The organism is Streptomyces sp. NBC_00670, from assembly GCF_036226765.1.
In the GTDB taxonomy this organism is placed as follows: Bacteria; Actinomycetota; Actinomycetes; order Streptomycetales; family Streptomycetaceae; genus Streptomyces.
Genome location: NZ_CP109017.1, coordinates 3,466,148 through 3,477,500, shown reverse-complemented (window position 1 = coordinate 3,477,500; position 11,353 = coordinate 3,466,148). Strand labels below are relative to the sequence as shown.

9 protein-coding genes and 2 rRNA genes (1 of these 11 only partly in view) are annotated in these 11,353 nt (G+C 68.7%); 5 read left to right on the top strand and 6 right to left on the bottom strand.

Annotated elements, in window-relative coordinates:
- The 3 genes from OIE12_RS15485 to OIE12_RS15475 form a co-directional block, all read left to right on the top strand.
- Positions 1–1,435 (top strand): 23S ribosomal RNA (locus OIE12_RS15485); it begins 1,689 nt to the left of the window's first position.
- 87 nt (positions 1,436–1,522) lie between these two features.
- A 5S ribosomal RNA gene (rrf, locus tag OIE12_RS15480) occupies positions 1,523–1,639 on the top strand.
- A 91-nt stretch (positions 1,640–1,730) separates the two neighbouring features.
- Positions 1,731–2,300: a GNAT family N-acetyltransferase gene (locus tag OIE12_RS15475; protein WP_329135729.1), complete on the top strand. Its 570-nt coding sequence runs from the start codon at positions 1,731–1,733 to the stop codon at positions 2,298–2,300.
- Here the strand turns inward: OIE12_RS15475 and OIE12_RS15470 are convergent.
- The 6 genes from OIE12_RS15470 to OIE12_RS15445 form a co-directional block, all read right to left on the bottom strand.
- Complete coding sequence (locus tag OIE12_RS15470; protein WP_329135727.1) at positions 2,285–3,940, bottom strand: type IV secretory system conjugative DNA transfer family protein; 1,656 nt, start codon at positions 3,938–3,940, stop codon at positions 2,285–2,287. The two genes, OIE12_RS15475 and OIE12_RS15470, sit on opposite strands and share 16 nt — an antisense overlap.
- A 107-nt stretch (positions 3,941–4,047) precedes the next feature.
- Complete coding sequence (locus OIE12_RS15465; protein WP_329135725.1) at positions 4,048–5,481, bottom strand: ATP-binding protein; 1,434 nt, start codon at positions 5,479–5,481, stop codon at positions 4,048–4,050.
- A gap of 9 nt (positions 5,482–5,490) precedes the next feature.
- On the bottom strand, positions 5,491–7,050 hold the full coding sequence (locus OIE12_RS15460) for an SCO6880 family protein (RefSeq protein WP_329135723.1): 1,560 nt from the start codon (positions 7,048–7,050) through the stop codon (positions 5,491–5,493).
- Positions 7,047–8,378: a hypothetical protein gene (locus tag OIE12_RS15455; RefSeq protein ID WP_329135722.1), complete on the bottom strand. Its 1,332-nt coding sequence runs from the start codon at positions 8,376–8,378 to the stop codon at positions 7,047–7,049. Before OIE12_RS15455 ends, OIE12_RS15460 begins: the two co-directional genes overlap by 4 nt.
- Positions 8,368–9,255: a hypothetical protein gene (locus tag OIE12_RS15450; protein WP_329135720.1), complete on the bottom strand. Its 888-nt coding sequence runs from the start codon at positions 9,253–9,255 to the stop codon at positions 8,368–8,370. Before OIE12_RS15450 ends, OIE12_RS15455 begins: the two co-directional genes overlap by 11 nt.
- Positions 9,256–9,531: 276 nt before the next feature.
- The gene (locus OIE12_RS15445; protein ID WP_030383370.1) at positions 9,532–9,840 is read right to left on the bottom strand and encodes a hypothetical protein; all 309 of its coding nucleotides are present in this window, start codon (positions 9,838–9,840) and stop codon (positions 9,532–9,534) included.
- Positions 9,841–10,578: 738 nt separating this feature from the next.
- On the opposite strand from OIE12_RS15445, the gene OIE12_RS15440 reads away from it, so the two are divergent.
- Both OIE12_RS15440 and OIE12_RS15435 read left to right on the top strand, forming a co-directional pair.
- A complete protein-coding gene (locus OIE12_RS15440) occupies positions 10,579–10,911 on the top strand; it encodes a hypothetical protein (RefSeq protein ID WP_030383369.1) in 333 nt (110 codons plus the stop codon).
- A gap of 60 nt (positions 10,912–10,971) precedes the next feature.
- Positions 10,972–11,283: a pore-forming ESAT-6 family protein gene (locus tag OIE12_RS15435; RefSeq protein ID WP_030383368.1), complete on the top strand. Its 312-nt coding sequence runs from the start codon at positions 10,972–10,974 to the stop codon at positions 11,281–11,283.
- Positions 11,284–11,353: the final 70 nt, after the last annotated feature.

The following is an 11,353-nucleotide window of genomic DNA, read 5'->3' as shown; positions in this document are numbered from 1 at the left end:
AAGGGTGTAGGCCGGACGGTAGGTAAATCCGCCGTTCATGGGGCTGAGACCTGATGCCGAGCCGATTGTGGTGAAGTGGATGATCCTATGCTGTCGAGAAAAGCCTCTAGCGAGTTTCATGGCGGCCCGTACCCTAAACCGACTCAGGTGGTCTGGTAGAGAATACCGAGGCGTTCGGGTGAACTATGGTTAAGGAACTCGGCAAAATGCCCCCGTAACTTCGGGAGAAGGGGGGCCACACCTGGTGAGAGGACGTGCTCCTTGAGCTGGGGGTGGCCGCAGAGACCAGCGAGAAGCGACTGTTTACTAAAAACACAGGTCCGTGCGAAGCCGTAAGGCGATGTATACGGACTGACGCCTGCCCGGTGCTGGAACGTTAAGGGGACCGGTTAGCTCACTTTCGGGTGGGCGAAGCTGAGAACTTAAGCGCCAGTAAACGGCGGTGGTAACTATAACCATCCTAAGGTAGCGAAATTCCTTGTCGGGTAAGTTCCGACCTGCACGAATGGCGTAACGACTTCTCGACTGTCTCAACCATAGGCCCGGTGAAATTGCACTACGAGTAAAGATGCTCGTTTCGCGCAGCAGGACGGAAAGACCCCGGGACCTTTACTACAGTTTGATATTGGTGTTCGGTTCGGCTTGTGTAGGATAGCTGGGAGACTGTGAACATCGGACGCCAGTTCGGTGGGAGTCGTCGTTGAAATACCAGTCTGGTCGTGCTGGATGTCTAACCTGGGTCCGTGATCCGGATCAGGGACAGTGTCTGATGGGTAGTTTAACTGGGGCGGTTGCCTCCTAAAGGGTAACGGAGGCGCCCAAAGGTTCCCTCAGCCTGGTTGGTAATCAGGTGGTGAGTGTAAGTGCACAAGGGAGCTTGACTGTGAGACCGACGGGTCGAGCAGGGACGAAAGTCGGGACTAGTGATCCGGCGGTGGCTTGTGGAAGCGCCGTCGCTCAACGGATAAAAGGTACCCCGGGGATAACAGGCTGATCTTCCCCAAGAGTCCATATCGACGGGATGGTTTGGCACCTCGATGTCGGCTCGTCGCATCCTGGGGCTGGAGTCGGTCCCAAGGGTTGGGCTGTTCGCCCATTAAAGCGGTACGCGAGCTGGGTTTAGAACGTCGTGAGACAGTTCGGTCCCTATCCGCTGCGCGCGTAGGAGTCTTGAGAAGGGCTGTCCCTAGTACGAGAGGACCGGGACGGACGAACCTCTGGTGTGCCAGTTGTTCTGCCAAGGGCATGGCTGGTTGGCTACGTTCGGGAGGGATAACCGCTGAAAGCATCTAAGCGGGAAGCCTGCTTCGAGATGAGGACTCCCACCCACTTGATGGGGTAAGGCTCCCAGTAGACGACTGGGTTGATAGGCCAGATATGGAAGCACTGCAAGGTGTGGAGTTGACTGGTACTAATAGGCCGAGGGCTTGTCCTCAGTTGCTCGCGTCCACTGTGTTGGTTCTGAAACCACGAACAACCGCTGCCATGTGAATGGTGTGCCGGGTTGTGTGTTTCATAGTGTTTCGGTGGTCATAGCGTAGGGGAAACGCCCGGTTACATTCCGAACCCGGAAGCTAAGCCTTACAGCGCCGATGGTACTGCAGGGGGGACCCTGTGGGAGAGTAGGACACCGCCGAACAATACGTGTAGAAAAGCCCCTGTACCGGGTTGTCCGGTGCAGGGGCTTTTTTGCGTTTCTTGGGGCGTTGCTTCCAGGTAGCGTGGCCGTCATGAAGCACGTGATCCGACCCATACGTACCGATGAGTGGCCGGCCGTGAAGCGGTTGCGGCTCGAGGCGTTGCAGGACCCGCTGGCCCATCTCGCCTTTCTGGAGACGTACGAGAACGCCGTCGCGAGGCCGGATGCCTATTGGCAGGAGCGGACGTCGACCGCGGCGGAAGGGACGCTCGAGCGGCAGCAGTTCATCGCCGAGGGGCCGGACGGTGAGTGGGACGGTTCGGTGACCGTGATGGTGGAGGCGGCCGGGACGGAGGACTTCCTCGGGCAGGTCGTGGAGCGCGACCAGGGGCATCTGGTGGGCGTCTTCGTGCGGCCGGAGCAGCGTGGCAGCGGTTTGGCGGGGGCGTTGTTCGATGCCGCGCTGGACTGGTCGTGGGGGCTTGGGCTGCACCGCGTGCGGTTGTTCGTGCACGAGGACAACGGGCGGGCGGAGGCGTTCTACCGGAAGGCCGGGTTCGTGCCCACCGGTGTGACCGGTCCTGTGCCCGGTGACACCGGCCACCGCGAGCGCGAGTTCGTCATGCGGCGGTCGGCAAGTGGCGCCTACACCGGGAGCTGATAGCGCGGCCAGCGGGAGCGGAGCTGTTCGCGGGAGCGGAGCAGGGCGAGGGTGGGGAGGCCGCGGTCGGCCCCCGCGTCCAGGAGGTCCGGCAGCTGGGGGAGGGGGGCCACCGCCGCCACGTCCTCGAGGACGAGGGCAAGTGGTGGGTCGAGGCGACCGGCGGATGACCGTTCGGCCATGCGGCGGCCGCGCTCGACCACGTGTGCGACGAGGGCCGTCAGCAGGGGCATCGCGCCGGGATGCTGCCTGGGGTCCTCGATGGGTTCACCGACCACATAAAGCGTTCCCCCTTCGTTGGCGAAGGAATCCAAGGCGAGGGCGTCACTTCGGTTGGGAGTGCAGGCCTCGCGGATATTGACCGTGAACAGTGAGGACAGTGCGCGGGCCGTCAACTCCTGTGCCATGTCACGGCGGTCGGGGTGCGAGGTGAGGGCGGCCTCGAGTTCGCCGGCCGTGCCGGGGGAGGCCTTGGGGTTCGTCCGCAGTGCTCGTACGGCCTCCTGGACGCCGGTGCCCTGGGCCCAGCGGTGGAGGTGGCGGACGGTGCGGCCGTCCACCGCGGCGGCGTGCAGATAGCAGCGCAGCAGGGTCTCGGCGGTGTCCGCGAGGGCCTGGTCCATCTTGGCGGTGGGGCGGACGGGGGCGAGGAGCGCCTCCGCGCGGGCCTTCGCCGTCGTCTTCTCCTCGCAGCCGGCCGAGGGGGACCAGTGGAGCCGGGCCGGGGTGTCACACAGGTGTGAGGGGTCGTAGAGGAGTACGGGGCCGAGCTTGGCGCGGGCGTCCTTGGTCTCCGCCCACAGCGTGGGGTCAGAGGTGACGACGAGGGCGGGGCCCGCGGCGTCCCGTACGGCCTGGACGGCCGCGGGGCGCCGGGAATCGGCGTGGCCGAGGAGGACCGAGGGGTGCTCCCAGCCGCCGGGCGCGGCCACCGCCGCGGGGACCGGGCCGGCCGCCCCGGGGCCCGAAGCCCCGGGCCCCGGCGTCGCCGGGCTGTCGTCCCCTGTCGTCGCTGTGTCGTCCACCGCTGGACGTGGGGCCGGCACCCCGGGCGCCGGCGGTGCGGTCGGTGGCGTAGGCGAGGCCGGTACCGCCTGTTCCACCGGAGCAGGCGCCTGCGCCAAGGGCCCAGCAGGCCCGACAACGGGCCCCGCCTGTCCCGAAGGAGCCGCTGGCCCCACGGGCCCCGAGGAAGCCGCCCGCTGCACCGGCGCCTCCGGCGCCACCCCCCGCATCTCCCGCCGCCCGGCCCGTACCGCTCGCCATCTCGTCCACGTGCCCATGACGAACACCGTCAGGACGAACAGGATCATCAGCTGGGCGATGAACAGGCCCCAGAACAGCCCGTACCCGGAGAGCTGGTCCGCCGGGGTGTCCGGCCAGGCGCCCCGGACGTCGTGCGGGTGGCTCATGAGGTGCCGCATCGCCAGCGGGGTGCGCGAGAACGTCACGGCGTGCGGCCAGCCGCCGGCGCTGAACAGGCCGGAAAGGCCCGTGGCCGTCCACACCAGCACCGTCGTGCCGAGCAGGAACAGCAGAATTCCTATGAGCAGCCCGTCGGGGACGCCGCCCCGGCCGCCGTTCGCGTTGCCGTCGTCGTACTGTCCGCCCTGCTGGTGACCGCGGTCTCCCGGTCTCATGTCGGGTCCACGCCTCCCCGCTGTTCCCGCGCCCTTGCCCACGCCCGGCTGCCGGACGGCGCCGACGGGCCGAGGCCCGCGCCGTCCCGTTCACCGCTCACCCTCTTTTACGCCACTGTCGACTCCGAGGAGCCGTCGAGGCCGCTCAGTTCGCCCAGATGGTGTTCCATGAAGGCTGCAGCCCGCTCCTCCGCCTCCAGTTCGGCGGCGCGCAGGGCGTCGTCCTCGGGGTGGTCGAAGGACGACTCGGTCATCGCGCGGTCGGTGAAGACGAGTGGGCGTTCGGTCTCGGTGATCAGGTGTTTGACGACCTGGACGTTGCCGTTGACGTCCCAGACCGCGATGCCGGGCGTGAGCGTGGGGATGATCTCCACCGCCCAGCGGGGCAGGCCCAGGACGCGGCCGGTGGCCCGTGCCTCGTCGGCCTTCTGGGCGTAGATGGTGCGGGTCGAGGCCATCTTCAGGATGGCCGCGGCCTCCTTGGCCGCCGCGCCGTCGACGACGTCGGACAGGTGGTGGACGACCGCCACGAAGGACAGGCCGAGCCGGCGGCCGAACTTCAGCAGGCGCTGGAACAGCTGTGCGACGAACGGGCTGTTGATGATGTGCCAGGCCTCCTCGACCAGGAAGATGCGCTTCTTCCGGTCGGGGCGGATCCAGGTGTGCTCCAGCCAGACGCCGACGATCGCCATGAGGATGGGCATGGCGATGGAGTTGCGGTCGATGTGGGAGAGGTCGAAGACGATCAGTGGGGCGTCGAGGTCGATGCCGACCGTGGTGGGGCCGTCGAACATGCCGCGCAGGTCGCCGTCGACCAGGCGGTCCAGGACCAGGGCGACGTCCAGGCCCCAGGCCCGTACGTCGTCCAGGTCCACGTTCATCGCCTCGGCGGATTCGGGCTCCGGGTGGCGGAGCTGCTCCACGATGTCCGTGAGGACCGGCTGACGCTCGACGATCGTCTCGTTGACGTACGCGTGTGCGACCTTGAGGGCGAAGCCGGAGCGCTCGTCCAGGCCGTGCCCCATCGCGACCTCGATGATGGTGCGCAGCAGGGCGAGCTGGCCGGTGGTGGTGATGGACGGGTCCAGCGGGTTGAGCCGGATGCCGTGGTTCAGGGCCGCCGTCGGGTCCAGGCGGATCGGCGTTATGCCGAGCTCCTCGGCGATGAGGTTCCATTCGCCGACGCCGTCCTCGCCCTGGGCGTCCAGGACGACGACCTGGCGGTCGCGGAAGCGCAGCTGGCGCAGGACGTACGTCTTCTCCAGGGCCGACTTGCCGTTGCCGGACTCCCCCAGGACCAGCCAGTGGGGGGCGGGGAGCTGCTGGCCGTAGAGCTGGAAGGGGTCGTAGATGTAGCCCTTCCCGGAGTACACCTCACGGCCGATGATCACACCGGAGTCGCCGAGGCCGGGGGCGGCGGTGGGCAGATAGACGGCCTGGGCCTGGCCCGTGGAGGTGCGGACCGGGAGCCGGGTGGTCTCGACCTTCCCGAAGAGGAAGGACGTGAAGGCTTCGGTGAGGATGGACAGCGGGTCCCGCATGGGGCAGCCCTACCTTCGGATGCCGGTGGCGAACGGAAGAGTGTTCACGAAGGCGCGATGGTGCTCGCGGTCGCACCACTCCAGCTTCAGGTACGACTTTCCGGCCGAGGCGCGGATGGTGCGCTTGTCGCGGGCCAGGGCCTCGGGGGTGCGTGAGGAGACGGTGATCCAGCCGACCAGGTTGACGCCGGCCGCACCGCTGGCGAGGTCCTCGCCGCGCTGGTCGAGCCGGTTGTTGGCGGCCATGTCGCGCGGGTCGACGGTGCGGTTCATCTTGGCGGCGCGGCTGGCCTCGGCGACGTCGTTCGTCTTCTCGGTCAGCATGCGTTCGATGGCGATCTCGGTGGGTTCGAGGTCCATCGTGACGGCGACGGTGCGGATCACGTCCGGGGTGTGGACGAGCAGCGGCGCCAGGAAGTTCACGCCGACCGGGGTCATCGGCCACTCCTTGACCCAGGCGGTGGCGTGGCACCAGGGCTCGCGGGTGGTCGACTCGCGGGTCTTGGCCTGGAGGAACGTGGGCTCCATGGCGTCCAGTTCGGCCGGCCAGGCGTTGCGCTTGGTCATCGCCTGGATGTGGTCGATGGGGTGGTCCGGGTCGTACATGGAGTGGATCAGGGAGGCGAGCCGGCCCTGGCCGAGCGGCTGACGGACCCGGATGTCGGCCTCCTGGAGGCGCGAGCAGATGTCGGTGAGCTCGCGGGCCATGACGACGGCGAGCCCGGCGTCGCGGTCCAGCTTCTGGCCGTGCTGGGAGCGGGCGGCGCGCGCCATCGCGTTGGCCTCGGCGGCCAGCTCGCGGGTGAAGTGCATGCAGGCGACGAGGTAGGCGCGGTGCTGCTCGCTGCTGGTGGAGACCATGGACTGCAGTTCGTCGTACGAGCGCTGCAGCCAGCCCGGGGAGCGCTCGTCGCCGCGTACGGCGACGTCCTTGGCGTGGGCGTCGGGGTCGGCGGGCAGGGTGCGGGCGAGCATCTGGAGCCGGGTGACGAAGCCGTCGCCGTTGGCCACGTGCTTGAGGAGGGTGCCGAAGCGGTCGACGAGGGCCTCCTGGTCCTCGCTGTCGCGCAGGCCGACGCCGGGGCCCTCGATCTCGATGGCGGCGGTGACCGTACGCCGGTCGGCGTGCAGCAGGACGGCGATCTCGTCGGGGCCGAAGGGGGCGGCGAGCCAGGAGATGCGGCCGATGCCGGGCGGCGGGCCGATCTCGACCTCGCGGCCGTCCAGCCGGGTGCCGGCCTCCATGGCGACGCTGCGGTACGTGGCGTTCCGCTTGACCGTGCGCTTGTAGCTGCGGTTGATCTCGAACCACTTGTAGACCGTGCGGCGCCGGTAGGGCACGTAGACGGCGGCGAGCGCGAGCAGCGGGAAGCCCATCAGGAGCACGATGCGCAGGGGGAGCACCGGGACGAGGAGCCCGCACATCATGCCGAGGAACGCGCCCGCGATGATCAGGGCGATCTCGCCCGTCTCGCGGTTGCGTCCGATGATCGCGTTCGGCCGGGCGCGGCCGATCAGATAGGTCCGGCGGGGCGCGATCGGATGCGACAGGTGGGACTCGGTCGTCAACGCCCTTCACCTCCCGTGCTCTTGGTACCGCTGTTGCGGGCGTTGCTGGCGTGTGGCGTGTTGACGGGGCTCGGACGCGGTGCGGCCGCGGGGGAGGGGACTGCTCCCCCGCCGCCGTTCCCCGTACGAGAGCTGTGGGCGGCGACGCCGCCGGAGGCGGGGTTGGACGGGCGGGCGCCGCCGGACGCGGAGCCGCCGCCCCCGCTGTTGTCGGCGCGGGTGCTGTGGGCCTTGATGCCCTGGGCGACGAAGGTGGCCGGGGAGCTGATGACGGCCGCGGCCTTGTTCTCGGCGCCCTGCATCATGCGGTTGTTGCGGCCGGCCGCGATCTCGTCGCCGAAGCCGGGCACGAAGCGGTAGATCATGGCGCTGGCGAAGATGGCCAGCAGGATGATGGCGAGCCCGGAGACGACCGCGGAGAAGGCGTCCGGGCCGTCGTCGGAGGAGAGCGCGCCCGCGAGCCCCAGGACGATGACGATGACCGGCTTCACCATGATCACGGCGATCATGATGCCCGCCCAGCGGCGCACATGGCTCCACAGGTTCTTGTCGACCAGGCCGGCGTAGACGACCGTGCCGAGCAGGGCGCCGACGTAGAGCAGGGCGGCGCGGATGACGAGCTCCAGCCAGAGGACGCCGGCGGCGAGGATCGACACCAGGGAGACCACGATCAGCATGATCGGGCCGCCGCCGATGTCCTGCTGCTTGCTGAGCGCGCCGGAGAACGTGCCGAAGAAGGTGTCCGTCTGGTCGCCGGTCGTCTTGGCGAGGACGTCGGTGACGCCGTCGGTGGCGGAGACGACGGTGTAGAGGATCAGCGGGGTGAAGGCGGAGGCCAGCACCGTCAGCCACAGGAAGCCGATGGCCTCGCCGATCGCCGTGCCGAGCGGCACGCCGCGGACGGCGCGTTTGGCGACGGCGAGCAGCCACAGCACGAGGGTGAGGATCGTGGAGGCGGCGAAGACGACGGCGTACTGCTGGAGGAACTTGGTGTTGGTGAAGTCGACGGTGGCCGTGTCCTTGACGGCCTCGGACAGCTTGTCGACGGTCCAGGAGGCGGCGTCGGCGCAGCCGCGGGCGAGGGAGGAGAGGGGGTCGAGGGTGTCGCTGACGCCGGGGGAGGTGGAGGAACCCGATCCGTCGGTGGAGGTGTTGCCCCGCTCGCAGTACTTGCGGGCGTCGCTGATGATGTTCTTGCAGTCCTCGTCGCCGCTCGGGGTCGCCGAGGGCGAGGGATCGGCGAAGGCGCGCGTGGCCAGCAGGACGGCGCCGGTCTGTACGGCGGTGACGACCGCCGCGAGCCTGAGTACGCGGTGCTTACCGGGCATACGTGAAGCCTCCGTACTCCTCGACGGCCTTGCTGATCTCGTCGGAGGCGGCGGCCTTGTCGTCACCCGGGACCGGGGTGGGGCCGTCCTTCTGCGAGTCCGAGACGATCTTCCAGTCCCCGTCGGTCCACCGCAGAGCGAAGGTCCACGTCGACCAGGACGTGGTCACGGGGTCGGTGGAGCCGGTGCCGGCCATGCCGATGAGGCCCATGTACCAGACGGAGATGCTCGCGGTGTCGCCGCCGTAGTCCTTGACCTTGCTGCCCACGGGGACGGCGCGGGAGACGAAGGTGCTGCCCGAGGGCGGGCTGCCGTCGGCGTCCAGCCCCATCCGCTCGAGGAAGCTCGGGGAGTAGGCGTCGTCCATGGGGCCCTCGAGCTTGCTCGCGGCGGACTTCGTGTAGACGGTGTCGACGATGACGTGCCGGGTGTCCTTGTTGAACATGCCGGTGCCGCCCATGGCCACGGCGTAGTTCGTCGCCGCGCTCTGCGCCCCCTGCTGGTCGTGGGCGTAGCCCGTGGGGATGCCGGAGGTTCTTGTGTTGACCGGGTCCTTGCCCGTGGGTGTCGTCGGGGCGGACTTCGCCTTGTCGCCCGACCGGGCGCCGTCCGACGACGAGCCGTCGCCGCCGCCCCCGCCCCCGCCGCGGTTCGCGAAGGCGATCGCGGCGATGAGGAGGACGACGACGGCGACGACCGTCACCATGCTCCGCGAGGACGTGCCGCGGCCGCGCCGCGCGCCCCCGTAGACGTCGCCGGGGCGATCCGGAAGCCGCGTACGGGTCTGGCCCGTGCCTCCGTAGCCGCCGTCGCCGTATCCTCCGTCGTCGCCTCGTGAGGCGGCGTCACCGTATCCGCGCTCGCCACCGGGACTCATGCCGCCCACGCCCCCTTCGACCTCGACCTCGTCCTCGTACCGGGACAACTCGCGCCCGCCCGCTCCGGTTCCGTTCCCCGCGCACCGGCGGAGCGCGCCGGAGTACGACGGTAACCGCGCTGCCCGTACGGGGAGTGCGGTGCGACGGCTCGATGGTGACTGGACATCAGCTAAACGGAACCTCAGCCGGTGGGGCGCGAAGGGCGGACGGGTCGACGGGACCGGGAGCACGCCCGGCCGGGACCGACGGGGCGCCGGACGGCCGCCGCCGGCGTGCTAGACGGCCATGCCGTACACGATTGTGAACACAGTGCCGAGCGAACCGATGATGAAGACCCCGGTCAGGCCGGCGATGATCAAACCCTTGCCCTGTTCCGCGCTGAACGTGTCGCGCAGGGCCGTGGCGCCGATGCGCTGCTTGGCCGCGCCCCAGATGGCGATGGCCAGGCAGAGCAGGATGGCGACGGCCATGACGACCTCGACCATCACGCGGGCCTCGTTGCCGAGGCTGCCGAACGGACCCCAGTCTGGGGCGATTCCGCCGATGATGGTGTTGATGTCGCCCTTTTCGGCCGCGAAAAGCATCTAAGTCACCGCCCCTGTCGGGTAGTTCTCCGAACCTGTGCGCCTCCGCAGTGCTGCGCGGAGACCAGGCTCATTCTCGCCGACAATGCCGCTGTCGTATGTCGACTTGGCGTCATTGATTGGCGGGTTTCGTATGTTCTCTTGTCTTCCGGACCGCCCGGTGCCTCCTGGGGGACTCGGGACGGTGTGCGGGGAATCGTATGGTCACTCTGTGTATCACGGTGGATTACGCCGGGCAATGACATGATGGCGGAACCTGTGCCGTGGTCCGGTCGTTAGCCCCTTTACGCCCCTGAGGCCCCGTCACGTCGACGATGTGCGCCGCCGCGACCCTGGCCCTTCCTCGACGGCCCGGATGAGGCCGCCGCGCGACGGTGCGACCCCCGCGCGCCGTCCGACGGAGATTGACGTGCCGTCGGCTGACGGCACGGCAGTTCCGCGGGCGACGCATCACCCGTCCGGATGAAGGTTAACGCCGCCGACGGACAGTCGGGTGGGGAGCGGGGGACGCGGGGGGTCGACGGGGCGCCGGCCCGGGCGCCGGGGGAACCGTGAGCAGGCCTCCTTCGTTGCTCGTGTCGCGGACTGCTGTGTTTGCTGTGGCAAGCCTGTTACGTAGCTCGGTTGCGCGAGTTGAGCAGCCTGGGGAACAGTGGTACGGGAGTCAGGCGTAAGGCACGCGTAAGAACGTACGAACGCAGGACGCAGAGAGTCGGAACAGTCAGGGGGAGCGATCGCATGAAGTTCGACATGGGTAACCAGACCCTGCAGACGCTGATGCGGGACTCGCGCGGGTCGGGCGACGACCTGGGCACGCTGATCCGCCAGCTGGTGCAGGCCGCGCAGCCGCTGGAGGGCAAGTTCAACGGCGCGGGCCGGGTGGCCTTCGACCAGTTCAAGGCGCGGGCGGACTCGATCACCTCGGACCTGAACTCGTCGCTGTCGGCGATCCTCGGCGGTCAGTCGGGCATGGAGTCGGCCTTCGGCTCCGGCGACCAGGAGCAGGGCGACAACGCGAAGCAGCAGATGTCCGCGGCCAACTTCGACGGGGCGCGGTTCGGCGCCCGCTAGGCGTCGTTCGGGTCGCTCGGTGGTCAGGGCTGAATTTCTTCTCACGGGGAGTGGTGTGTGATGGCGCAGGGAGCGGACCGTCGCTCGTACGACACGGGTGCGTCGGGTGACGCGCAGAGCAACATCCAGGCGGTCGTGGGCCGGCTGGAAGAGGTCATCGCGGCGCGCGACCGGCAGGTCAAGGCGGCGATGTCGGACTTCACCGCGGACGGCGTGGCGGACGAGTACCACGGCAAGGAGCAGCGGTGGAACCGGGCCTCGCAGGAGGTCAAGAACATCATCACGCTGGTGAAGTCGACGCTGGAGAAGAACGACGGGACCGCGCAGTCGACGATCGCGCGGGCCAAGGCGGCGGTCGACAACATCGGCTGACGCGGCCGGTGGGCGGCGGCGGTGCGTGCGCCGCCCGCCACCGCCGGTGCGTGAGGGACGAGCAGAGGCA